Genomic DNA, 24732 nt, shown 5'->3' on the forward strand with positions numbered 1-24732 from the left:
CCCGAATTCGGAGAGGTTGAAGCCTACTGTTCGTCGGCAGGGTAATGTCTTTCCTCAAAAAAAGTTCCGATGCCGAGGAACTTTTTTACTGAATTTGCGTTTGTTTGTCATTGCAGTCTTGGAGGCTGTGTTTCAATTAGGAATTGATAAAGGGCGGGAGCCATTGATGACACTTTCCACACGCATTGCGCCGCATCTTCCCTATTTGCGCCGCTATTCCCGTGCGCTGACCGGGACACAGACATCGGGTGACGCCTATGTCGCGGCGGTTTTGGAAGCGATCATTGCCGATCTTTCCATCTTCCCAGACACGCCCAACGACCGCGTTGCACTCTATAAACTCTTCACTCAACTCTTCGGTTCCACGGCGATCCAGATTCCCGAGCCGACCTCGCCCTATGCGTGGGAACAGCGCGCTTCGGTCAATCTCGCCAAGGTTTCGCCGGTCGCGCGCCAGGCCTTCCTGCTCGCCTCCGTCGAAAACTTCCGTCTCGGCGAAATCGCCGACATTCTCGACGTGACGGAGACCGAAGCCATGAATCTGCTCGACAAGGCATCACAGGAAATTTCACGCCAAGTCGCGACAGACATCATGATCATCGAGGATGAACCGCTGATCGCGATGGATATCGAGCAGATGGTGGAAAGCCTCGGGCATCGGGTCACCGGCATCGCCCGCACCCATGCGGAGGCGGTTGCCCTGCACAATGCCACCAATCCCAGCATGGTGCTCGCCGACATTCAGCTTGCCGACGGCAGCTCCGGCATCGATGCTGTCAATGACATCCTCAAGACGTCGAGCATACCGGTCATTTTCATCACCGCTTTCCCCGAGCGGTTACTGACCGGCGAGCGGCCGGAGCCGACCTTCCTTGTGACCAAGCCATTCAATCCCGACATGGTGAAAGCTCTGATCAGCCAGGCGCTTTTCTTTAACGAAACCACAAAGGTGGCCGCCTGACCCGAATCGACATTTTGTCGCGGAACAAAAAAAGCAACCGGACGTTCCGGCTGCTTAGGGACGCTTTACCGACTGTTATAGCGAATGATTGTATAAACCGGATCGAGTTCTTCCGGCTGAGAATACCCTGTCGGCAGGGTTCTCGAAATTGGAGTGAAAGGCAAGCCGGTGAATACGACTGAACCATTATCCGGCACGCCTTTAAGTTTTGAAGGCAAGGTCGCTATGATGGAGCGGGCGCTGGGCAGCGCCGGTATCTCGATCCTCTTTCAAGACCCAAGCCTTGCGATCCGCTATGCGGAAAACTTGCCCGATCACCTGAAACCGTCCCTCATCATCGGCGGCACGGACATCCATCTCTTCGGCGAGAAGGATGGCGAACACCTGTCTCGGTTGAAACGCGGCGTGCTGGAAAGCGGCAAGCCCGTCAGCGCCGAAGTGGAGTTCGTGACCGGCGATGGCGTGCGCATTTACGAGCTGAAGATCGAGCGCATCGGAGGGCGCAAGCCGCAGGGCCTGCTCTCCGTCATCACCGAGGTCACCGAGAGCCGCCACCGCGAAAAAGTATTGAAATCGCTGCTGCGCGAGCTGTCGCATCGCTCCAAGAACCTTCTGGCGATCATCCAGGGCATTGCGACGCAGACGGCGCGTCATACGCTGTCGCTCGACAATTTCCTGATCAAGTTCCGCGGCCGCCTGCAATCCCTATCGAATTCGCAGGACCTGATCACCGATTCAAGCTGGCGCGGCGCCTATCTGTTCGAACTCGCCGAAAAGCAATTCGCCCCCTACTGGCCCGATGCGGGAGTGCCGATGCCGATCTACGGCATCAATGCGCATCTCACCCCGAATGCCGCAGTGCATCTCGGGCTTGCCCTGCATGAGCTGATCGTCAATTCCGCCTCGCATGGCGCCATCTCCGCCGGCGCCACCAGCATCACGCTGAACTGCAAGGAAGCAGAACTCGATGGTAAGAAGGCGATCGAGGTGGCTTGGTCGGAGCGCTTCTTTTTCCCCGCCGATCATGAGTTCGAGGACAACAGCTTCAGCCGCACCGTGCTGGAGCGGGTCGTGCCCACATCCATGAACGGACGCGCCCAGTTCGCCATCGACGACGACAGCATCGGCTATCGCCTGACAATACCCGAAACCGAATATGAAATCCTGAAGCGCCGGTCCTAGAGCAGTTTTCTGTCCGGAGCGGGAAAGCGATTCCGTGAAACGCTTTCCCGCTCTAGGCAAAGCTACAAAAGAAAACAGCCAGCGCGAGGGCGGCGCACTGGCTGCTTTTCACTCATCGGGAGGGGACCGTGAGTAGATGCCCGGTGATGAGTTTTGGGGGCGTGCATCGGTTGATGCGATCATCACCAGGACACCTCCTTAACGATGGCGCCGAACCTTGGTTCCATCTTTCTTAAAAAAATTTCGATTTTTTCTCCAGCATCTATCGCCAATGTCAAAAATGGGCGCCAACGGACCTTTGAGGCCGCGCTGAACTCGGAAGCTTACCGCTTTGCGCTCCGCTCAGCCGGCATCCGTTCCTCGAAAATAAAATCGAACCATATGTTTAGCGGAGACCCCTCGACTGGGTGCAGCACTGCATGATCGCGACAGCGCTGCCTGTGCTGACAATGGCAGAACGCTCCAAAATTTTACCGTTTGATAAATTTTTTATCCTGAGTTACCGTTCATACCACTGGCTGTTTACTATAATGAGGGAACTTCAATGGGACGCCTGGAAACTGGGATTCATAAAGGCAGGCTGACGCCGGCCGAATATGATGCGAACTTTTCCGATCTGCATCCGCGCCTTGATCGTCACGAGGCCTTGGTCGCTGCCGACCGCTGTTATTTCTGCTATGACGCGCCGTGCATGACGGCCTGTCCGACCTCCATCGACATTCCGCTGTTCATCCGGCAGATTTCGACTGGCAATCCGATTGGCTCGGCCAAGACGATCTTCGACCAGAACATCCTCGGCGGCATGTGCGCCCGCGTCTGTCCCACCGAACAGCTCTGCGAGCAGGCTTGCGTGCGCAACACTGCCGAAGAGCGCCCCGTCGAAATCGGCCGCCTACAGCGCTATGCCACTGACACGGCGATGGCCGAGAACAAGCAGTTCTACGCTCGGGCCGCCTCCACCGGCAAGAAGATCGCTGTCGTTGGCGCCGGTCCAGCCGGCCTCGCCTGCGCCCACCGCCTCGCAGTGAATGGCCACGACGTCACCATTTTCGACGCCCGCCAAAAGGCCGGCGGCCTCAATGAATATGGCATCGCCACCTACAAGACGGTCGATGATTTCGCCCAGAAGGAAGTCGACTACGTGCTGTCGATCGGCGGCATCGAAGTGAAGAACGGCCAGGCACTCGGCCGCGATTTCAGCCTTGCCGATCTTTCGTCGCAGTATGATGCCGTCTTCCTCGGCCTCGGCCTTGCCGGCGTCAACGCATTGCGTGCCGAAGGCGAAGATCTCGACGGTGTTGCCGATGCCGTCGGCTATATCGCCGATCTGCGCCAGGCCAAGAACAAGGCAGACATCGCCATCGGCCGCCGCGTCGTCGTCCTTGGCGGCGGCATGACCGCGATTGATGCCGCCGTGCAGGCAAAGCTGCTCGGCGCCGAAGAGGTGACGATCTGTTATCGCCGCGGCAAGGAGAATATGAACGCCTCGGAATACGAGCAGGATCTCGCCGCCTCCAAGGGCGTCATCATCCGCCACTGGCTGGCGCCAAAGCGCATTCTCGACAAGGACGGCAAGGTCGCCGGCATCGAAGTCGAATATACCGAATTGCGCGACGGCAAGCTGACCGGCACCGGCGATACCGGCGTCATCGCCGCCGATCAGATCTTCAAGGCAATCGGCCAGACATTCGAGGCCTCCGGATTAGGCGCGTTGCGCATGGAATCCGGCCGCATCTCCATCGACGGCGAAGGCCGGACCTCGCTCGAGGGCATCTGGGCCGGCGGCGACTGCGTGCTCGGCGGCGACGACCTGACGGTCTCCGCTGTTGCACAGGGTCGCGACGCGGCCGAATCCATCAACCGTGCGCTCGCTGCCGCCAAGCCGGCCGCTGCAGTCGCCTGAAAGGAGAACCAACATGGCTGATCTCCGCAATAATTTCGTTGGCATCAAATCCCCAAACCCGTTCTGGCTCGCCTCGGCGCCGCCGACCGACAAGGCCTACAACGTCGAACGCGCCTTCAAGGCCGGTTGGGGCGGCGTGGTTTGGAAGACCCTCGGCGAGGAAGGCCCGCCGGTCGTCAACGTCAACGGTCCGCGCTACGGCGCGATCTGGGGCGCCGACCGCCGCCTGCTCGGCCTTAACAACATCGAGTTGATCACCGATCGCGACCTCTACACCAACCTGCGCGAAATGAAGCAGGTGAAGATGAACTGGCCGGACCGCGCCCTGATCGCCTCGATCATGGTTCCCTGCGAGGAACAGGCCTGGAAGGCCATCCTGCCGCTGGTGGAAGAAACCGGCGCGGATGGCATCGAGCTCAATTTCGGCTGTCCGCACGGCATGTCTGAACGCGGCATGGGCTCCGCGGTCGGACAGGTGCCGGAATATATCGAAATGGTCGTGCGCTGGTGCAAGCAGTACACCCGCATGCCCGTCATCACCAAGCTGACGCCGAATATCACCGACATCCGCAAGCCCGCCCGGGCAGCCAAGGCCGGTGGCACCGACGCCGTGTCGCTGATCAACACGATCAACTCGATCGTTTCCGTCGATCTCGACAATTTCGCGCCGAACCCGACGGTCGGCGGCAAGGGCAGCCATGGCGGCTATTGCGGCCCGGCCGTCAAGCCGATCGCGCTCAACATGGTGGCCGAGATAGCGCGCGATCCCGAAACCTACGGCCTGCCGATCTCCGGCATCGGCGGCATCACCACCTGGCGTGACGCAGCTGAATTCCTGGCTCTCGGCGCCGGTAACGTGCAGGTCTGTACCGCCGCAATGACCTATGGCTTCAAGATCGTCCAGGAAATGATATCCGGCCTCTCCGATTGGATGGACGAAAAGGGCCACAGCAATCTGGACGACATCATCGGCCGTGCCGTGCCGAATGTTTCCGACTGGCAGTATCTCAACCTCAACTACATCGCCAAGGCGAAGATCGATCAGGACGCCTGCATCAAATGCGGTCGCTGCTATATCGCCTGCGAAGACACCTCGCACCAGGCCATCACCAACATGGTCGACGGCGCCAGACACTTCGAGGTGATGGATGAGGAATGCGTCGGCTGCAATCTCTGCGTCAGCGTCTGTCCCGTCGAGAACTGCATCACCATGGAAGCCTTGCCGGCCGGCAGCCTCGACAAGCGCACCGGCAAGACCGTCGACCCGAACTATGCCAACTGGACGACCCATCCGAACAATCCGATGGCCCGGCAGGCGGCGGAGTAACACTGGCGACAATTCGCTTGAACATAAAGAGGCGGTCGCAGCTTGCTGCGGCCGCCTCTTCGTAGCTGGCATCGGCCTCATTCAAAAAACATGTTTCGCGGCTCGCGGAAGCATAGAAAACGAGCTATGGGGCACGCGCTGCGAATAATCGCAAAAATAACAATCCAAAGGAGGCGACCATGTCACGCAAGTCCCACACCCTCCACGACGTGAGCTTTTGAGGTCACGTCCAAACGACGTAAGGCTTTCCCATCGGAATCGCGGGTTAAGACTGGCTCACAATTCGTTCATGGCGATGTCGAGCTGATCGAAAAACTCGGCCGCAACGATCCCTGCCCCTGCGGTTCTCGGAGGCGGTTTCAAGAATTGCTGCCTGAAATCAGGCCGCTATGACGGCATCGAGCGGGACTACTATTTTTAGAGATCGGAACTGAGTTCAATCAGCCTGGCATGTGTGACGCAATTTCTTTCGAGGATTGCGTCACCGCTCAAGTGTGGCGCATGCGGAGCCCGTCGACGAAAAGCTGTTCGAGGTACCGTGCCGCATCCTCGAAACGCCCCTCCCCTGAATGTTCCTGCCCGAGCACCGCGCGCACCTGCACGTCGAAATCCGCATAATGCTGCGTCGTCGACCAGATGGAGAAGATCAGGTGATAGGGATCGCATTTGGCGATCTTGCCGGCCTTCGCCCAGGCGCGGATGACCTCGGCCTTTTCATCGACAAGGCTCTTCAGCGGACCTCGGAGCTCATCCTCCACATGCGGCGCTCCCTGCAGCATCTCGTTGGCGAACAGGCGGCTTTCCCGCGGAAAATCGCGGGCCATCTCCAGCTTGCGGCGGATATAGGAGCGGATCTCGCTTTCGGGATTGCCATTGGCGTCGAAGGCGCGCAGCGGCTCCAGCCAGGTGAATAGCACCCGGTCGATCAGCGCGCGGTGCATGGCTTCTTTTGTCCGGAAATAGTAGAGCAGATTGGGTTTCGACATGCCGGCGACCTCGGCGATCTGGTCGATGGTCGAGCCGCGAAAGCCATGCACGGAGAATACGTCCAGCGCGGCCTCGAGTATTACTTCTTCTTTTTCTTCCTGAATTCGAGTGCGGCGTTGCGTCTTGGCGGCTCTGGGGATGGCCATGTCTGGTTTGTTTCTCCTTGAAATCCAAGCCCTTCGGCCAAGCTCTCATTCCCCTGCCCATGCTTTAATTTTGGGCAACTGCCTGTAATTTTGTCGGGAATTTTCGTGCTTTTCGTCTTGAGCGCCGCCACGGAAGTTGTAATGTTTACCAATCGGTCAAATTATCCGTCAGATGTCTTTTAAAGGCAACCGGCGATTTTCCGGGGCGAGAAAAACAAGCAAGCGCGCCGGAAGCGACCATCGGGAACAATTGGGCATGCGCCTTGCATGACCCGGGAAAAACAGGTGAGGATTGCATCATGGTGGCAACGCCAGGAGAAAACATGCGTATCAATGGCGATCGCCTTTGGGACGCACTGATGGACATGGCGAAGATCGGCCCCGGCATCGCCGGCGGCAATAATCGCCAGACGCTCACCGACGCCGACGCCGAAGGCCGAAGCCTTTTCAAGACATGGTGCGACGAGGCCGGCTTGAAAGTAGGTGTCGACAAGATGGGCACGATGTTCGCGACCCGCCCCGGCACCGATCCGAACGCCCTGCCGGTCTACGTCGGCTCGCATCTCGACACCCAGCCGACCGGCGGCAAATATGATGGTGTGCTCGGCGTGCTCGGCGCGCTGGAGGTTGTTCGCACGATGAACGATCTCGGCATCAAGACCAAGCATCCGATCGTGGTCACCAATTGGGCCAATGAAGAAGGTGCTCGTTTCGCCCCTGCCATGCTCGCCTCCGGCGTCTTCGCCGGCGTGCATTCGCTGGACTATGCCTATGGCCGCAAGGACCCCGAGGGTAAAACCTACGGCGAGGAACTGAAGCGCATTGGGTGGCTCGGCGATGAAGAGGTCGGCAGCCGCAAGATGCATGCCTATTTCGAATATCACATCGAACAGGGACCTATCCTCGAAGCCGAAGACAAGACCATCGGCGTCGTCACGCACTGTCAGGGCCTGTGGTGGCTGGAATTCACGCTGACCGGCAAGGAAGCGCATACCGGCTCGACGCCGATGAACATGCGCGTCAATGCCGGGCTTGCCATGTCGCGCATCATCGAAATGGTGCAGGGTGTGGCGATGGAAAACCAGCCGGGCGCCGTCGGCGGTGTCGGCCAGGTCTTCTTCTCGCCAAATTCGCGCAACGTGCTGCCGGGCAAGGTGGTCTTCACGGTCGACATCCGCTCGCCCGACAAGGCGAAGCTCGACCGCATGCGCGCCAAGATCGAGGCTGAAGCGCCTGGTATCTGCGACGCCCTCGGCGTCGGCTGTTCCGTCGAAGCCATCGGCCATTTCGAACCGGTGACCTTCGATCCGAAGCTCGTCACCGCGGTGCGCGACGCGGCAGAGAAGCTGGGCTACAGCCACATGAACCTCATCTCCGGCGCCGGCCACGACGCCTGCTGGGCCGCCAAGGTGGCACCGGCCACCATGGTCATGTGCCCCTGCGTCGGCGGCCTGTCGCACAACGAGGCCGAGGAGATTTCCAAGGAATGGGCGACCGCAGGTGCGGATGTCCTGTTCCACGCGGTCCTGGAGACTGCGGAGATTGTGGCGTGACGGCCATCCTCGCGCAGCACCAGACATTCACACATCGGGAGCAGACACCATGAGCACAGTCATCAAGGGTGGAACCATCGTCACGGCCGACTTGACCTATAAGGCCGATGTCAAGGTCGAAGGCGGTAAGATTGTCGAGATCGGGCAGAACCTGTCCGGCAATGAAGTGCTCGACGCCACGGGCTGCTATGTCATGCCGGGCGGCATCGATCCGCATACGCATCTCGAAATGCCATTCATGGGCACCTATTCCTCGGACGATTTCGAGAGCGGCACCCGCGCTGCCCTTGCCGGCGGCACGACGATGGTGGTGGATTTTGCCCTGCCCTCGCCGGGCCAATCGCTGCTCGAAGCGCTGACCATGTGGGACAACAAGTCGACGCGGGCAAATTGTGATTACTCCTTCCACATGGCGATTACCTGGTGGAGCGAGCAGGTCTTCAACGAGATGGAAGCCGTCGTCCGCGAAAAGGGCATCAACACCTTCAAGCACTTCATGGCCTATAAGGGCGCCCTGATGGTGGATGACGACGAGATGTTCTCCTCCTTCCAGCGCTGCGCCGAACTCGGCGCGCTGCCGCTCGTTCACGCCGAGAATGGCGACGTGGTCGCGCAGATGCAGGCGAAACTGCTTGCCGAAGGCAATAACGGTCCGGAAGCACACGCCTATTCCCGCCCCGCGGAGGTCGAAGGCGAAGCGACGAACCGCGCCATCATGATTGCCGACATGGCCGGCAGCCCGGTCTACATCGTGCACACCTCCTGCGAACAGGCGCACGAAGCCATCCGCCGCGCCCGTCAGAAGGGCATGCGCGTCTATGGCGAACCCTTGATCCAGCACTTGACGCTCGATGAGAGCGAATATGCCAATGCCGATTGGGACCATGCCGCCCGCCGCGTCATGTCGCCGCCCTTCCGCAACAAGCAGCATCAGGACAGCCTCTGGGCCGGCCTCGCTTCCGGCTCCCTGCAGGTGGTGGCCACCGACCATTGCGCCTTCACGACCGCGCAGAAGCGTTTCGGCCTGAATGACTTCACCAAGATTCCGAACGGCACCGGCGGCCTGGAAGACCGCATGCCGATGCTCTGGACCCATGGCGTCAACACCGGCCGCCTGACCATGAACGAGTTCGTCGCGGTGACGTCGACCAACATCGCCAAAATCCTCAACGTCTATCCGAAGAAGGGCGCGATCCTCGTCGGCGCCGATGCCGATATCGTCGTCTGGGACCCGAAGCGTTCGAAGACCATCTCTGCCAACACTCAACAGTCGGCGATCGACTATAACGTCTTCGAAGGCAAGCAGGTGACGGGCCTGCCGCGCTACACGCTAACCCGCGGTGTGGTTGCCATCGAGGAAGGCACGGTCAAGACGCAGCAGGGGCATGGCGAGTTCGTCAAGCGCGAGCCTTTCACCGCCGCCAACCGCGCACTCTCGACCTGGAAAGAGGTCACCGCGCCGCGCAAGGTTCAGCGCAGCGGCATCCCCGCAAGCGGGGTGTGACGCTTGGCAACGGCGTTCCGGTCCATCAGCTCACAACGGCACATATCGCTCCAGATCCGGCAGCAGGACGACACTTTCCTGCTCGTTCGGGTCGGTGCGGGCGATGATGGCTGTCGCCGGCCGGTCGCTGAGATTGGCGGGCAGATGCGGAACGCCGGCCGGAATGTAGAACATCTCGCCGGCATGAACGACAACATGCTCTTCCAATTGATCGCCGAACCAGCAATGCGTCTCGCCGGACAAAGCGTAAATCGCCGTCTCATGCGCGGCATGCAGGTGCGCCTTGGCGCGTCCGCCCGGGGGAATCGTCAGGAGATGCATGCAGATGCCTGTCGAACCCACTGTCTCGGCGGCAATCCCTTCGAAATAGTTGAAGCCTTGTTTCCCGGCATAGGTGCTGCCGGGCTGCACGATGCGGCAGGTTGGCTTCGATGAAACGCTCATGCCATTCCTCCATAAAATTCGATAGATCTGCGGCATCCTCCGGTTCTAAAACCACCGCGATGCCGTATAGGATAACACGCAATCCGCCTCGGCTGCGCGGCGAAAACATGACTGGTAGGTGTTAATGACGTCATCCGCTCCCTCCGTCGTCTCCGCGCGGAACCTCTGCCTCACCTACGAGACAAATGACGGGCCGGTGCATGCACTGAGCAATGTCGATCTCGACGTGCGGAAGGGCGATTTCGTCTCTTTCATCGGCCCGTCCGGCTGCGGCAAGACCACGTTCCTGCGCGTCATCGCCGATCTTGAGCGCAAGACCTCCGGCGACATCACCGTCAACGGCATGACGCCGGAAGAGGCGCGCACCAACCGCGCCTATGGCTACGTTTTTCAGGCGGCTGCCCTTTATCCCTGGCGCACGATCGAAAAGAACATCGCTCTGCCGCTGGAGATCATGGGCTATGCGAAGAGCGATCAGGCCAAGCGCATCGAGCAGACGCTTGATCTGGTCAACCTCACCGGCTTCGCGCACAAATATCCCTGGCAGCTCTCCGGAGGCATGCAGCAGCGCGCCTCCATCGCCCGCGCGCTCGCCTTCGATGCCGACCTGCTGCTGATGGACGAACCCTTCGGTGCCCTCGACGAGATCGTGCGCGATCACCTCAACGAAGCGCTGCTGAAACTTTGGAAGCGAACGAACAAGACCATCTGTTTCGTGACGCACTCGATCCCGGAGGCGGTTTATCTCTCCACCAAGATCGTCGTCATGTCGCCGCGCCCCGGCCGCGTCACCGATGTCATCGAATCCTCCCTTCCGCACGAACGCCCACTGGGTATTCGCGAAACCCCGGAATTTCTGGAGATCGCCCATCGTGTCCGCGACGGGCTGAGAGCCGGGCATAGCTATGAGGAATAGGATCACGCTATGAACCCGCAATTTCTCCTCTGGCTCACTGGTGCCATGGCGGTCTTCATCGGTGGCGCGACTGCTTCGCGGGCCTATATCGCCAACAACAACATATTGATCCTCATCTTCGCGCTCAGCCTCTATTGCGTGGGCAATCTGATGATGGTCCGGCTGATGCGCGAGGGCGGGCTTGGTCTGGCGATCTCCGCCTCTGCCATTGCTCAGCTTGTGGTCGTGAATATCGTTGCCTTCGTCGTCTTCGGCGAGCGGCTCAGTCTGCCGCAGCTTGCCGGCGTCGGGCTCGGCATCGTCGCGATGGCGCTGATGCTGTTTCCGGTGGAAAGGGGCGCGTGACCATGGAGAAGGAGCAATTCTTCAAACATAAATTCCTGCCGGTCACGGCCATCCTGGTGGCAATTATCGTGTTGTGGTACGCCTTTGCCGTCATTCTCAACGCGCCATTCCAGCGCGATCTCGGCCGCCGCGCCAACGTCACTTCCGGTACGATGGAATTCATCGGCAAGACGCTCGCGCAGCCGAAGCCGATCCTGCCGGCACCGCATCAGGTGGCGCAGAATGTCTTCGAAAACACGTTTCTAAGACCGCTGACGAGCAATCGCAGCCTCGTCTACAATGCCTGGGTGACTTTGTCCTCCACGGCTGTCGGTTTCGCTTTCGGGACCCTTTTGGGCATCCTCATTGCCGTCGGCATCGTGCATGTCTTGGCACTCGACCGCAGCCTGATGCCATGGATCATCGCCTCGCAGACGATACCGATCCTGGCCATCGCGCCGATGGTCATCGTCGTCCTGGGTTCGATCGGCGTTACCGGCCTTATTCCCAAGGCGCTGGTCTCAACTTACCTCTCCTTCTTTCCCGTCGCCGTTGGCATGGTCAAGGGATTGCGATCGCCGGAAATCATGCATCTCGACCTAATGCGTACCTACAATGCCAGTTCGATGCAGACCTTCTGGAAGCTGCGTGTCCCCGCATCGGTTCCGTTCCTCTTCACCTCGATGAAAGTTGCGATCGCAGCCAGCCTCACCGGAACAATCGTTGGCGAACTGCCAACGGGCGCCGTCGCCGGCATCGGAGCCAAACTGCTCGCCGGCTCCTATCAAAGCTTGACCATCGATATATGGGCGGCCCTCGTTGCCGGCTCGATACTAGCCGCGGCACTGATTGCCGTTGTCAGCATCGCGGCACGTATCGTCGATCGTGCAATGGGAGGTCGGGCGGCATGAAGAATTCTCATGTGTCGTGGCAAGGCACGCTCTCCTTTCTTCTCTGTCTTGCGGCGCTATTGGCGCTGCCGCTGCTCGCCGCCGATGCCGCCACCCCCATCAGTAGCGGAACCACGTTCGTCATCTTCGTTCTCATTGGTGCCGCGGCCCTTGTTTCTTTCATGAACCTGTCCGCAATCCTCTGTGCGTCGATCCTCTTCTTTGCCGCACATGCAGCCGCCTTGCTTCTGCTGGATGGAATATCGGGCAACGAAGGCACCGCGCTCGCCTCGTTTTTTATCCTGCTTGCCGCGGCGTGGCTGCTGGCCTGGCGCTGCGTCGCCATCCTGTCGGTCACCCCGGCACATTCGACCGCCGGGAGCTATACGCTACGGTTGCTCATTCCCGCGATTTTCGGCGTCTGGATCATCATCATCTGGGAAGCCGTAACGCGCGGGTTTGGCATCCCTTTCATCCTGCTGCCACCACCAAGCGCCATTGCTGCCCGCATTGCCAGCTCCGCTTCCATTCTTTGGACGGATGTTCAGCAGACGATCTTCCGGTCGGTTCTAATCGGCTACATTATCGGCTGCACCAGCGGCTTCATCGTCGCCATTCTCGCCGACCGCTTCGCCTTCCTGCGCCGCGGCCTGCTGCCGATCGGCAATCTGGTCTCCGCCCTGCCGATCATCGGTGTCGCGCCGATCATGGTCATGTGGTTCGGCTTCGATTGGGAATCTAAATCGGCTGTCGTCGTCATCATGACCTTCTTCCCGATGCTGGTGAACACGGTCGCCGGCCTCGCCGCCGCCGGCAATATGGAGCGCGATCTGATGCGCACCTATGCGTCGAGCTATTGGCAGACTTTGTTCAAGCTTCGCCTGCCGGCCGCGGCTCCCTTTATCTTCAATGCACTAAAGATCAACTCGACCCTGGCCCTAATCGGTGCCATCGTGGCAGAGTTCTTTGGCACACCCATGTCGGGCATGGGCTTTCGTATTTCAACCGAGAACGGTCGGTTGAATCTCGATATGGTCTGGGCTGAGATCGCGGTCGCCGCGGTCGTCGGCTCCGTCTTCTACGGTATCGTCGCCGTTCTCGAGCGGATGACGACGTTCTGGCATCCGTCTATCCGTGGTGGAAAGACGTAGTTCAGGATCCTGCCAAGGGATCAGGGCATAACTTCAGAGGGAAAAGGACAAAAAATATGAAAAAACTGATGGTCGCATTGATGGCAAGCGCGATGGCGTTGGCCGCAGCGCAGGCGGCGCAGGCTGCCGACAAGGTGACGCTGCAGTTGAAATGGGTGGCGCAGGGCCAGTTCGGCGGCTATTTCGTCGCCAAGGACAAGGGCTTCTACAAGGAGGAAGGCCTCGACGTCGACATCAAGCCCGGCGGTCCGGATATCGCACCGGAACAGGTAATCGCCGGCGGCGGTGCCGATGTCATCGTTGACTGGATGGGTGGCGCTCTGGTCGCTCGCGAAAAGGGCGTGCCGCTGATCAACATCGCCCAGCCCTATGACAAGTCCGGCCTCGAACTGATCTGCCCGAAGGACGGTCCGGTAAAGACCGAAGCCGATTTCAAGGGCCATACGCTCGGCGTCTGGTTCTTCGGCAACGAATACCCCTTCTTCGCCTGGATGCATAAGATCGGCCTGAAGACCGACGGCGGCAAGGATGGCGTCACCGTCTTGAAGCAGAGCTTCGACGTTCAGCCCCTCGTCCAGAAGCAGGCCGACTGCATCTCCGTCATGACCTATAACGAATACTGGCAGGCGATCGATGCCGGCTTCAAGCCGGAAGATCTGATCGTCTTCAACTATAGCAAGCTCGGCAACGACCTTCTGGAAGACGGCCTTTATGTCAACGAGACCAAGCTGAAGGACGCGAAGTTCAAGGCCAACATGGTCAAGTTCGTCCGTGCTTCGATGAAGGGCTGGAAATACGCTGTCGAACATCCGGATGAAGCCGCCGAAATCGTCATGGATAATGGTGGCCAGGACGAAAATCACCAGAAGCGCATGATGGGCGAAGTCGCCAAGCTCATCGGCACCGGCAAGCTCGACGGGAAACTCTACGATCGCACCGTAGCCGCCCTGCTCGACCAGAAGATCATCAACAAGAAGCCGACCGGCGCCTATACGCATGAGATCACCGACGCCGCGCTGAAATAGGCCCGACGCCGAAAATCCGAAGAAACGTGCGCGGTTCACGCCACGCGCGTTTTTTTCATTTTGTAACAGCCGTGATAAAAGACTGGCTTTGTCGTCGCGTTTGCCTAAAAAACCATGCTTCGATCAAGTATCGTAATGCAGACATCACGAGCACGTAATTGATTTGCAATGCAACGCCCATTAGAATTGCGCGCCACGTAGAAATCATTTTCTCGTGATCTTGCAGGATTTGGAAATCGTTCCCACCTAAAGGGGCAAATTGAGGATGAGGGACTTGCAGGCATGACAGACGGATGTTGATCCGCCGGAAGAGCCGGCCCGCATGCATTGATCCCCCGTGCTCGCGACGGAAAACAGCGAGATCCCGTTACACAAATACCGAACTGGAACTGAACGCATGGCCTTCACGCCGCATAGATTTCTGAGCACGACTGCAATGTTGCTTGTTCTCCTGACGGCACCGGCGGCTTTTGCCGAAGAACCCACCGTCACCGCGCCAAAGCAGAACCTGCCTGCAATCGTCGTCACACAGGCCGTAACACGCAAACTGACCGACAAAGTGGTCGCCACCGGCACCGTGAAAGCGGTGGATGAGGTCTATATCCAGCCGCAGGTGGACGGCCTGTCGATCCGCTCGCTCAACGCTGACGTCGGCGACAAGGTCGAGGCGAACAGCACGCTTGCCACGCTGAACGATGATGCGCTGATCCTGCAGAAGAGCCAGATGGAAGCAACGAAGGCGAAGGGCGAAGCAAGCCTCGCCCAGCTTCGCGCGCAGCTCAACGAGGCCCGCGCCAATGCTGAGGAAGCGGAATTGCAGCGCGTCCGCGCCGTCACCATGGGCGCCAAGGGCACCGTCTCGACCTCGTCGGTCGAGCAGGCGAATGCGGCGGCCGCCGCCAACAAGGCGCGCGTGGCCTCGGCCGAACAGGCAATCGCAGTTGCTGAAGCCGATCTCAAGGTCATCGACAGCCAGATCGCCGATACGGACCTGAAGCTCGCCCGCACGGGCGTCAAAACGCCGGTTGCCGGCACCGTCGCTTCGCGTAACGCCCGCATGGGAGCCATCGCCAACGGCAATGGAGATCCGCTCTTCACCATCATCCGCGACAGCGATCTGGAGCTGGTGGTCGATGTCTCCGAAAGCGACATCACCAAAATTACCCTTGGTCAGAAGGCGCTGATTTCGCTTTCCGGCAGCCGCGAAAAACTCACCGGCTCCGTCCGCCTGGTCGCGCCGATCGTCGATGCGGTGACCCGCCTCGGCGCAGTCCACATCTCCATCGATGACGACGAAAAGGCGCGCGCCGGCATGTATGGCAGCGCCGAGATCATCGTCCGCGAGACACAAGGTGTTTCCCTGCCGCTGACGGCAGTCAACAGCGACGAAAATGGCTCTTCTGCCCGCAAGGTAGAGGGTGGCGTCGTCAAATTCGTCAATGTCCAGACCGGCATTCAGGATGGCGCTTACGTCGAGATCGTCAAGGGCCTGAAGGATGGCGACGAAGTCGTCGCCAAAGCCGGCGCCTATGTTCGCGACGGTGACCACATCACGCCCGTCAAAGAAGCTCCGCAAGCGTCCAACTGAGCGAGAACGGCAAGATGAACTTCTCCGCCTGGTCAATCCGAAATCCGGTCGCCCCGCTCCTCGGCTTTTTCCTGCTGATGGTGGTGGGCGCGCACGCCTTCTTCAATCTGCCGATCACCCGCTTCCCGAATATCGACGTGCCGGTCGTCAACGTGACCGTAACGCAAAGCGGCGCCTCGCCTGCCGAACTCGAAATGCAGGTGACGAAAGAGGTCGAGGACGCCGTCGCCAGCATCAACGGCATCGACGAGATCCAATCGACGGTGACGGACGGCCAGTCGCAGACCGTCGTCATCTTCCGCTTGGAAGTGCCGACGCAGCAAGCCGTTCAGGATACCAAGGACGCGATCGACCGCATCCGCGGCAATCTGCCGTCGACCATCGACGAGCCGATCGTCTCCAAGGTGGATGTTGAAGGCCAGGCGATCCAGAGCTTTGCCGTTTCCTCGCCCAATATGTCGCTCGAAGAACTGTCCTGGTTCGTCGACGACACCGTCAAACGTGCGCTGCAGGGTCAGGTCGGCATCGGCCGCGTCGATCGCTATGGCGGCGCCGATCGCGAAGTGCGCATCGAGCTCGATCCGAACAAGCTGAATGCCTACGGCATCACCGCGCTTTCGGTGAGCCAGCAGTTGCGCGGCACCAATATCGATCTCGGTTCCGGCCGCGGCCAGGTGGCGGGCAGCGAACAGGCGATCCGCGTCCTGGGCGACGCCCGCGATGTCGCCCAACTCGCCGACACCACGATCGCGCTGACCAACGGCCGCTTCGTCAAGCTTTCCAATCTCGGCGTCATCAAGGATACCTATCAGGAACCGAAGTCCTTCTCGCGCTTCAACAGCACGCCTGTCGTGACCTTCGGCGTGTTCCGCGCCAAGGGTGCCAGCGAAGTCTCCGTCGCCAATACCGTGGCTGGCACTTTGACCAAGGTGCGTGCCGAAAACCCGAACGTCTCGATCGAGATGATCGACGATGCGGTCTATTACACCTACGGCAACTACGAGGCGGCGATGCATACGCTGCTGGAAGGCGCGTTGCTGGCGGTCATCGTCGTCTTCCTGTTCCTCAAGAATTGGCGAGCGACGCTGATCTCGGCCGTTGCCCTGCCGCTTTCAGCAATCCCGACCTTCTGGGTCATGAACCAGATCGGCTTCTCGCTAAACCTGGTCAGCTTCCTGGCGTTGACATTGGCGACCGGGATTCTCGTCGACGACGCGATCGTCGAGATCGAGAACATTGCCCGCCATATCAAGATGGGCAAGACGCCGTATCGCGCCGCGATCGATGCCGCGGACGAAATCGGCCTAGCCGTCATCGCCACGACCTTCACCATCATTGCCGTGTTCGTGCCCGTCTCCTTCATGCCGGGCGTTCCGGGCCAATACTTCATCCAGTTCGGCCTGACGGTCGCTTTCTCAGTGTTCTTCTCGCTGCTGGTCGCGCGCCTGATCACACCGATGATGGCCGCCTACTTCATGCGCGCCGAGGATGCCGTCGAAGACCACCACGACAATGACGGCCGGTTCATGCGCGGCTATAGCTGGCTGGTACGGATCACAACAAAGCGGTGGTATACGCGCTATCCGACATTGCTTGCGGCTTTTGCATTCTCCGTCGCCTCCGTCTTCGCGCTCATCATGTTCGTGCCCGGCAGCTTCATCCCTCCGGACGATTCGTCCCGCATCGTGCTGTCGGCCGAACTGCCGCCGAATGCCCGGCTTGACGACACCGAGCAGGCAACCAACGAGATTTACAGGCGCGTGAAGGACATCGACGGCGTCGAGAATGTCTTCGTCCTTGGCGGCGCCTCGCCCAAGGGCGATCTGGAACTGCGCCGCGCCACAGTAACGCTGACGCTCGGCAAGCTTGACCAATCGCTCGTCAAGAAGCTGGTCAACGATGTGGCGGGTTCGCTGCCCATCATCGGCCCCTACCTTCCGAAGGTTACCGTCCACGGCCGCATCAAGCCGCAGTGGGAGGTCGAGAAGGAAGTCTTCGCCAAGCTGCGCTCGATCCCCGACGTCCGCATCACCAAGCTCAATGACCGCGGCGACCGTGACCTGACCTACAACTTCCTCTCCCGCAACGAGAAGGATCTGAACGAAGCGGTCGGCATCCTCGAAGCCAAGCTGCGCACCGATCCGGCGCTTGCCAACGTCAGCGCCGACGGCGCCCTGCCCCGGCCGGAGCTGCAGGTCTATCCGCGCAAGGACGAGGCAGCCCGCCTCGGCATTACGCCGCAGATGATTTCCGATACGGTGCGCGTCGCGACCATCGGCGATATCGACGCGTCGCTTGCCAAGATTTCGCTCGATGATCGCCAGATCCCCATCCGGGTGCAGGCTGCAGTCGGCATGCGCCGCGACCTTGCCGCGATCCGGGCATTGCGCATCAAGACCGCCACCGGCGCGTCAGTGCCGATGTCGAGCGTGGCCAATATCGAATATTCGGAAGGCCTGTCTTCGATCAAGCGCAACAACCGCTACCGCGTCGTCGCGATCGGCGCCGACCTCCCGCAAGGCGTGGCCCTGGACACAGCTTCGAGCCATTTTCTCGCCACCGTCAACAGCGCCAAGATCCCGGCCACTGTCCATCTGGCTGAAAGCGGCGACACCAAGGTCCAGAAGGAAATGCAGCAGAGCTTCGGCAATGCCATGCTGCTGGGCCTCCTGCTGGTGCTGACCGTGCTGGTGCTGCTGTTCAAGGATGTGATCCAGCCCTTCACCATTCTGCTGTCGCTGCCTCTGGCGATCGGGGGCGTGGCGCTGGCGCTGATCGTGACCGGCAATGCCCTCTCCATGCCCGTCATGATCGGCATTCTGATGCTGATGGGCATCGTCACCAAGAATGCCATTCTGCTCGTCGATTTCGCCATCGAAATGATGCACCATGGTATGCCCCGGCTGGAGGCCGTGGTCGAGGCCGGTCGCAAGCGCGCACGGCCGATCATCATGACCTCGATCGCCATGTCCGCCGGCATGTTGCCGTCCGCGCTCGGCGTCGGCGAAGGTGGCACGTTCCGCGCGCCGATGGCGATCGCGGTGATCGGCGGCATCATCGTCTCGACCGTCCTCAGCCTGGTGGTCGTGCCGTCCTTCTTCCTGATCATGGACGACCTGTCGCGCCTGCTTGCCTGGCTCTTCGGCCATCTCGTCGGCAAGAAGGATGTGAACGACGAAGTCGTGACCAAGGAAAAGCTGGCAACCGCCGTCGACGAAAACCGCAAGTCGCTCACGGCACTGGAAGAGCGCCTCGACGCCGTGGAAAACAAGGACGTCCCGCAGCGCGGCGGAAAGGCCAAGACGAATATCCTGAAACTGCCGCCGTTTGCTGCCGAATAGAGCGGCAGGCCGGTAAGCGGAATGACAATGGCAGGGCGGCTTACAGGCCGCCCTGTTCCTTTAGGAAGTCGACGATCGTTGCAACACCATCGCCGCGCTTCATGTCGGAGAACACAAAGGGGCGGGCCTGGCGCATGCGGGTGGCGTCGCGGTCCATGACATCAAGATCGACGTCGACGAAGGGAGCGAGATCCCTCTTGTTGATGACGAGAAGATCGGATTTGGTGATGCCCGGACCGCCTTTGCGCGGAATTTCCTCACCCTGGCAGACCGAGATCACATAGATGGTAATATCGGCGAGATCCGGCGAAAAAGTCGCGGCCAGATTATCGCCACCGGATTCGATGAAGACGACGTCGAGATCGGGAAGCCGCTCGTTGAGGCCGGCAATGGCCTGCAGGTTGATCGTCGCGTCTTCGCGAATGGCGGTGTGCGGGCAGCCGCCGGTTTCGACGCCGACGATACGATCCGATGTCAGCGCCTGCATACGCACCAGCGCCTCGGCATCCTCGGTCGTGTAGATATCGTTGGTCACCACCGCGACGGAATAATCGTCACGCATCGCCTTGCAAAGCTTTTCGGTAAGCGCAGTCTTGCCCGAACCGACAGGCCCGCCGATACCGACGCGCAAAGGTCCATTTCTCGATTTCATGCTCGAAACTCCGATAAAAACATAGAATAGCGGGGCAGACGCGTCTCGCACAGCGGCGAATGACGTAGCTCAACCGCAATATTTGCTCGAGCCCTTCAGGACCGAAAGAGCCTGGTGCCCTGCGTCTCATGACGAAGGCTTGCGATATCGGCGTGCACCGTCGCCGCGCCGAGATCGTCGAGGCTCGATCGTGCGGCCCGCTTGGCGACCTCAGCGATGACGTCTTCCAGCGCCGCCAGGATCGCGACACCATCCCTCTGTCCGGTCACCCCAAGCCGAATGCCTGCCGACAGCATCTGCGATGCCAGCGCATGCAGGAAGGCCGCGAGCGCCTTTTCCCGGGATATACCATGCGCGCCAGCCACGGCGCCGACCGCTACCGGATAAGCCACTTTCGCAGGCAACATGGAAAAGACCGGATGCGGCCAGGCATTGGCGGCGGAGAGGAAAGCTTCGCCGAGCAGCATTGTTTCCTGATGGCGCTCCTTCGAGCCGGCTAGCGCTTCGGCAAGCTCGGCTGCCTCGGCCAGCCGCGCCGCATCCTCGGCCGCACCATGCGCCTCGGCAAGCAAGACGGCATCGTTCCAGACCGAGCCATGGCGTATCAGCGCCGCGACCCAATCCCGAAGGCTTTCCACGTCTTGCACAAGGCCATCATGGACAGCACGCTCGAGGCCGCCCGAATAGGCGAAGGAGCCGACGGGAAACGCCGGCGAGAGCCAAGCCATCAGCCGCAAGAGCGCCTGCAGATCGCCATTCTCCGCCTCTGAAATCCTAGCCATCACGCTCAATCGTGCGAATGATCGTGATGATCGTGACCGTGTCCGTGCGAATGGCCGCCATGCGCATGATAGGCGCCACGCGCCGGCTGGAAGGCTTCGCTGACCTCCGTCACCGTGGCACCGAGGCCTTCGAGCATGGAGCGGATGACATGGTCGCGCAGGATGAGGATGCGGTCTTCCTCGATCTGTGCCGAAAGGTGCCGGTTGCCGAGGTGCCAGGCAAGCTCGATCAGATGCCGGCGATCACGCTGCTTGATCTCGAACAGCTTTTCCGCTGCCGCGACGATTTCGATCAATTCGCCATCTTCCCGTACCAGCAGATCGCCATTGGCGAACAGAACCGGCTCTTTCAGATCGAGCATGACCATCTCGCCATTTTCGAGATGCAGCAGCTTGCGGCGCAAATGCCGGAGATCATGCGGCAACACGACACGATCGATCGGATTGGAGGATGGGGTGCCGGCCGGCAGATAGGAGGTGACGCGTAGCATGACATGTCCAGTTCAAAACTTTATCAGAGCATGCAAAATAGCCGCTTTCCGCGCAAGGGCCAGTACCGGTTTCGTAGACCTATATCCCATGGCCGTATCGATGCGGCTCCCCACGGTCGGGCATCTCTTCCTGCCCTTCCTCGGCCGGAGGGCGCTGCCAGATATGATTCAGCCATTCGCTTTCATGAACGACGCGATTGCGGCCAAGCGCCTTGGCGAGATAAAGCGCCTTGTCCGCGGCGGCATAGACCACCTCTTTCTTGCGCTCGCCCCAAATATCAGCGATCCCCGCGGAAATAGTGATCTTCACCGAGCCGCCTTCGACAGCGATAGCGTGATCGGCAATCCGCGTTTTCACGCCCTCGATGCGGGCGATGCGTTCGGCCATGTCACGACCATGGACGATGGCGCCAAACTCCTCGCCGCCCAGGCGGGCGATCACGTCCCTGCCCTCGAAAATGCCGAAGAAGATCTGTGAGACCGCGATGATGACGGCATCGCCGGAAGCGTGCCCATAGCGATCATTGATCGTCTTGAACCGGTCGACATCAAAGATCACCAGCGAGGCGTCGTCTTTCGCCTCTTCCAACGCCTCGGTAAAGGCGCGACGGTTCAGCAGTCCCGACAACATGTCGGTGCGGCTTAGCCGTTCGAATTCGGCGCGCGAGACGGCAAGCTTATGAATGGCGTAGCCGGCCAGCAGCGCCAATGCGCCGGAAACCGTACCGCCAATGAACCAGGCAAGCAGGACACCAAGCCGGATCGCGTCCAGCATCCGCAACGGCAACAGGCCGAGCCACTCGAGGACAGGCAGCATCACGAGAATGATGGCGACGGACAGGATAACCGCAAGAAAACTCATCTTTAGCGCGAAAATATATATCGTGCGGCGCTGCTGAAAATTACCGAGTTCGGCCTGCAGCGAAATCCACCTTTTCATGCGAATCACCTTCCTCAGCCCACGAATTCGATGAAGTGAGATAGGGGTGAACGCTCTTCCAGGTCTTTAATACGATCGTTAAAATGCCGGACATTTCTCAACTTATAAGCTGCTGGAAATTGGCACTGAACACTTGCGTCACCCAAGGTGAAGTTGCGATATAAACAACCATCGGCGCAAGTCTCTGATTATGCTGTATTAGTTCGAAGAACTCATGAAAAACCCCTGAAATTCAGGGGTTCCCGGTAATTATAGCGATGAAACGTCACGGTTCCCATTAAAACAGGAAATAACGCTGCGCCATCGGCAGCACAGTCGCCGGCTCACAGGTCAGGAGTTCGCCATCGGCGCGCACTTCGTAGGTCTCCGGATCGACTTCGATATGCGGCGTCAGGCTATTATGGACCATCGACGCCTTGGAGATGCCGCCGCGGGTATTCCTGACGGCAACGAGGCTCTTGGCGACGCCGAGCCTGCCGGCGAGACCGGCATCAAGCGACGCCTGCGACACGAAGGTGACCGAGGAGTTTGTCAGGCTCTTGCCGAAAGAGGCGAACATCGGGCGGTAATGGACCGGCTGCGGCGTCGGGATCGAGGCGTTCGGATCGCCCATGGGAGCCGCTGCAATCGAGCCGCCGAGCAGAACCATTTCCGGCTTGACGCCGAAGAAGGCCGGGTTCCAGATCACCAGATCGGCGCGCTTGCCAACTTCGATCGAACCGATCTCATGGCTGAGGCCGTGGGCGATCGCCGGATTGATCGTGTATTTGGCGATGTAGCGTTTGACGCGGAAATTGTCGTTGTCGCCGGTTTCCTGGGCAAGGCGGCCGCGCTGGCGCTTCATCTTGTCGGCGGTCTGCCAGGTGCGGATCGCCACCTCGCCGACGCGGCCCATGGCCTGGCTATCGGACGAAATGATCGAAAAGGCGCCGATATCGTGAAGAATATCTTCCGCCGCAATCGTCTCCTTGCGGATGCGGCTTTCGGCGAAGGCGATATCCTCCGGGATCGATGGCGACAGGTGATGGCAGACCATCAGCATGTCGAGATGCTCGGCAATCGTGTTAACCGTATAGGGGCGCGTCGGGTTGGTCGAAGACGGGATGACATTCGACTGGCCGCAGATCTTGATGATATCGGGCGCATGGCCGCCGCCCGCCCCTTCGGTGTGGAAAGCATGGATGGTGCGGCCCTTGATGGCGCCGATCGTATCCTCGACAAAACCGCTTTCATTCAACGTATCCGTGTGGATCATCACCTGCACGTCATATGCATCGGCGACCGTCAGGCAGCAGTCGATCGCGCCAGGCGTCGTCCCCCAATCCTCGTGCAGCTTCAACGAGGTGGCGCCGGCAAGCACCATCTCCTCGAGCGCACCGGGCAGCGAAGCGTTGCCCTTGCCGGCAAAGGCGAGGTTCATCGGAAAGGCATCGGCAGCCTCGATCATGCGGGCGATATGCCAGGGGCCGGGCGTGCAGGTGGTGGCAAGCGTTCCGTGCGCCGGGCCTGTACCGCCGCCGAGCATGGTTGTCAGCCCGCTCATCAGCGCCTCTTCGATCTGCTGCGGGCAGATGAAGTGGATATGACTGTCCATGCCGCCGGCCGTGACGATCTTGCCCTCACCCGCGATCGCCTCCGTGCCCGGACCGACGATGATGTTGACGCCCGGCTGCATGTCCGGGTTGCCGGCCTTGCCGATCGCGACGATCCTGCCATCCTTGAGGCCGATATCAGCCTTGACGATCCCCCAGGTGTCGACAATCAGCGCATTGGTGATGACGGTATCGACGGCACCGTTCGCCCGCGTTACCTGGCTCTGCCCCATCCCGTCACGAATGACCTTGCCGCCGCCGAATTTCACCTCTTCGCCATAGGTGGTGAAATCCTTCTCCACCTCGATGAAAAGCTCCGTATCGGCAAGCCGCACCTTATCGCCGGTCGTCGGCCCGAACATGTTGGCATAGGCGGCGCGGGAGATTTTATAAGGCATAAATCAAGCTCCTTGGGAGGAAAGAATAGGGGTCTTGTCGGCGATGCGCCTTAGGCGACCAAGGGAAATATAATGATCGACCAGCCGCTTCTCCGCCGCAAACGGGTGGCCATCCCATCCGGTATGGCTGAAGCCGGTGATGGCGATGCCCTCGCCGGGATAGCGCAAAAGCAGCTCGGCGATCGCGACCATGCCGCTGCTCGGCACGACATAAGGACCGGGGTCGTAAGCTGCGAGCGCCTCATCGACACTCTCATGAACCGACTGGTCGATGACCACATGACGTTTGCCTGTGGCATTGCAGAAGGCGGTGAATTGATTGGTGTAATCGTCGCAGAAATCACCGAGTTCCGGATGCGACAATGCCAGCGGCGCACGGAGGGCAGCGAACTTGCGGGGATCGCGGACGCTCCAGATTTCCGATGCCGCCGCAACCGGCGCACTGTTGCGCCACTCGGCAGAACCGAGCATGGCACGCGCCGGCCGGCCGGTATTGCAGACCGCGACAATATCCGTGCGGCTACCGCCCGTCTCTGTGGAGCGGCAATCATTGAAACGCACGACCAGATCGGCGGCGTCGATCTCCGGCGCCGCTCCTTCCGCAATCTCGCCGTTGCCGACGATCATGATCCTGC

Annotated in this window: 22 protein-coding genes; 14 read left to right on the top strand and 8 right to left on the bottom strand. The window is 60.1% G+C overall.

Annotated features, from left to right (window positions below; genetic code table 11):
* Positions 1 to 166: 166 nt before the first annotated feature.
* The 5 genes from GGD50_RS06190 (at position 167) to GGD50_RS32695 (ending at position 5766) form a co-directional block, all read left to right on the top strand.
* Positions 167 to 961, top strand: a complete 795-nt coding sequence (locus tag GGD50_RS06190; RefSeq protein WP_107108931.1) for a response regulator — start codon at positions 167 to 169, stop codon at positions 959 to 961.
* A 225-nt stretch (positions 962 to 1186) separates the two neighbouring features.
* Positions 1187 to 2143 (top strand): sensor histidine kinase, encoded by a 957-nt coding sequence (locus tag GGD50_RS06195; protein ID WP_181316102.1) that lies wholly within the window; start codon positions 1187 to 1189, stop codon positions 2141 to 2143.
* Positions 2144 to 2687: 544 nt separating this feature from the next.
* Positions 2688 to 4046, top strand: coding sequence for an NAD(P)-dependent oxidoreductase (locus GGD50_RS06200; RefSeq protein ID WP_107108933.1), 1359 nt, complete (start codon positions 2688 to 2690; stop codon positions 4044 to 4046).
* Between the two features lie 13 nt (positions 4047 to 4059).
* The gene (preA, locus tag GGD50_RS06205; protein ID WP_107108934.1) at positions 4060 to 5373 is read left to right on the top strand and encodes an NAD-dependent dihydropyrimidine dehydrogenase subunit PreA; all 1314 of its coding nucleotides are present in this window, start codon (positions 4060 to 4062) and stop codon (positions 5371 to 5373) included.
* Positions 5374 to 5679: 306 nt separating this feature from the next.
* On the top strand, positions 5680 to 5766 hold the full coding sequence (locus GGD50_RS32695; RefSeq protein WP_245276515.1) for an SEC-C metal-binding domain-containing protein: 87 nt from the start codon (positions 5680 to 5682) through the stop codon (positions 5764 to 5766).
* Positions 5767 to 5861: 95 nt separating this feature from the next.
* On the opposite strand, the gene rutR is transcribed toward GGD50_RS32695, so the two are convergent.
* Complete coding sequence (gene rutR / locus GGD50_RS06215; RefSeq protein ID WP_028751882.1) at positions 5862 to 6506, bottom strand: HTH-type transcriptional regulator RutR; 645 nt, start codon at positions 6504 to 6506, stop codon at positions 5862 to 5864.
* A 299-nt stretch (positions 6507 to 6805) separates the two neighbouring features.
* On the opposite strand from rutR, the gene GGD50_RS06220 reads away from it, so the two are divergent.
* Together GGD50_RS06220 and hydA are read left to right on the top strand one after the other, a co-directional pair.
* Entirely contained in the window at positions 6806 to 8059 is a 1254-nt protein-coding gene (locus GGD50_RS06220) for a Zn-dependent hydrolase (protein WP_107108935.1), read from the top strand.
* Between the two features lie 49 nt (positions 8060 to 8108).
* Entirely contained in the window at positions 8109 to 9563 is a 1455-nt protein-coding gene (gene hydA / locus GGD50_RS06225) for a dihydropyrimidinase (protein ID WP_107108936.1), read from the top strand.
* A 30-nt stretch (positions 9564 to 9593) separates the two neighbouring features.
* Here the strand turns inward: hydA and GGD50_RS06230 are convergent, their stop codons facing one another.
* Positions 9594 to 10007, bottom strand: a complete 414-nt coding sequence (locus GGD50_RS06230; RefSeq protein WP_107108937.1) for a cupin domain-containing protein — start codon at positions 10005 to 10007, stop codon at positions 9594 to 9596.
* A 124-nt stretch (positions 10008 to 10131) separates the two neighbouring features.
* Between GGD50_RS06230 and GGD50_RS06235 the strand changes: the two genes are divergently transcribed.
* From GGD50_RS06235 to GGD50_RS06265, 7 genes are all read left to right on the top strand, one after another.
* Positions 10132 to 10923: an ABC transporter ATP-binding protein gene (locus tag GGD50_RS06235; RefSeq protein WP_107108938.1), complete on the top strand. Its 792-nt coding sequence runs from the start codon at positions 10132 to 10134 to the stop codon at positions 10921 to 10923.
* Positions 10924 to 10932: 9 nt separating this feature from the next.
* Positions 10933 to 11268: a hypothetical protein gene (locus GGD50_RS06240; protein ID WP_107108939.1), complete on the top strand. Its 336-nt coding sequence runs from the start codon at positions 10933 to 10935 to the stop codon at positions 11266 to 11268.
* A 2-nt stretch (positions 11269 to 11270) separates the two neighbouring features.
* Positions 11271 to 12158, top strand: coding sequence for an ABC transporter permease (locus GGD50_RS06245; protein ID WP_107108940.1), 888 nt, complete (start codon positions 11271 to 11273; stop codon positions 12156 to 12158).
* Positions 12155 to 13288: an ABC transporter permease gene (locus GGD50_RS06250; RefSeq protein WP_107108941.1), complete on the top strand. Its 1134-nt coding sequence runs from the start codon at positions 12155 to 12157 to the stop codon at positions 13286 to 13288. The genes GGD50_RS06245 and GGD50_RS06250 overlap by 4 nt, the downstream gene beginning before the upstream one ends.
* Before the next feature lie 56 nt (positions 13289 to 13344).
* Positions 13345 to 14313 (top strand): ABC transporter substrate-binding protein, encoded by a 969-nt coding sequence (locus tag GGD50_RS06255; RefSeq protein ID WP_107108942.1) that lies wholly within the window; start codon positions 13345 to 13347, stop codon positions 14311 to 14313.
* Positions 14314 to 14710: 397 nt separating this feature from the next.
* Positions 14711 to 15901 (top strand): efflux RND transporter periplasmic adaptor subunit, encoded by a 1191-nt coding sequence (locus GGD50_RS06260; protein WP_107108943.1) that lies wholly within the window; start codon positions 14711 to 14713, stop codon positions 15899 to 15901.
* A gap of 14 nt (positions 15902 to 15915) precedes the next feature.
* On the top strand, positions 15916 to 19242 hold the full coding sequence (locus GGD50_RS06265; RefSeq protein ID WP_107108944.1) for an efflux RND transporter permease subunit: 3327 nt from the start codon (positions 15916 to 15918) through the stop codon (positions 19240 to 19242).
* A 40-nt stretch (positions 19243 to 19282) separates the two neighbouring features.
* Here the strand turns inward: GGD50_RS06265 and ureG are convergent, their stop codons facing one another.
* The 6 genes from ureG to GGD50_RS06295 all read right to left on the bottom strand — a co-directional run bounded on the left by ureG (position 19283) and on the right by GGD50_RS06295 (position 24724).
* Complete coding sequence (gene ureG, locus GGD50_RS06270) at positions 19283 to 19894, bottom strand: urease accessory protein UreG (protein WP_107108945.1); 612 nt, start codon at positions 19892 to 19894, stop codon at positions 19283 to 19285.
* A 95-nt stretch (positions 19895 to 19989) separates the two neighbouring features.
* Positions 19990 to 20676 carry an urease accessory protein UreF gene (locus GGD50_RS06275; RefSeq protein ID WP_107108946.1) on the bottom strand — a complete coding sequence of 229 codons (687 nt, stop codon included), beginning with the start codon at positions 20674 to 20676 and terminating at the stop codon, positions 19990 to 19992.
* Positions 20677 to 20681: 5 nt separating this feature from the next.
* A complete protein-coding gene (gene ureE, locus GGD50_RS06280; RefSeq protein ID WP_107108947.1) occupies positions 20682 to 21167 on the bottom strand; it encodes an urease accessory protein UreE in 486 nt (161 codons plus the stop codon).
* Positions 21168 to 21246: 79 nt separating this feature from the next.
* Positions 21247 to 22107, bottom strand: a complete 861-nt coding sequence (locus tag GGD50_RS06285) for a GGDEF domain-containing protein (protein WP_107108948.1) — start codon at positions 22105 to 22107, stop codon at positions 21247 to 21249.
* Positions 22108 to 22384: 277 nt separating this feature from the next.
* Entirely contained in the window at positions 22385 to 24097 is a 1713-nt protein-coding gene (ureC, locus tag GGD50_RS06290) for an urease subunit alpha (protein ID WP_107108949.1), read from the bottom strand.
* Positions 24098 to 24100: 3 nt separating this feature from the next.
* Entirely contained in the window at positions 24101 to 24724 is a 624-nt protein-coding gene (locus tag GGD50_RS06295) for a Urease operon accessory protein (protein WP_107108950.1), read from the bottom strand.
* Positions 24725 to 24732: the final 8 nt, after the last annotated feature.

Source organism: Martinezella paranaensis (genome assembly GCF_014200235.1).
GTDB classification, from domain to species: Bacteria; Pseudomonadota; Alphaproteobacteria; order Rhizobiales; family Rhizobiaceae; genus Rhizobium; species Rhizobium paranaense.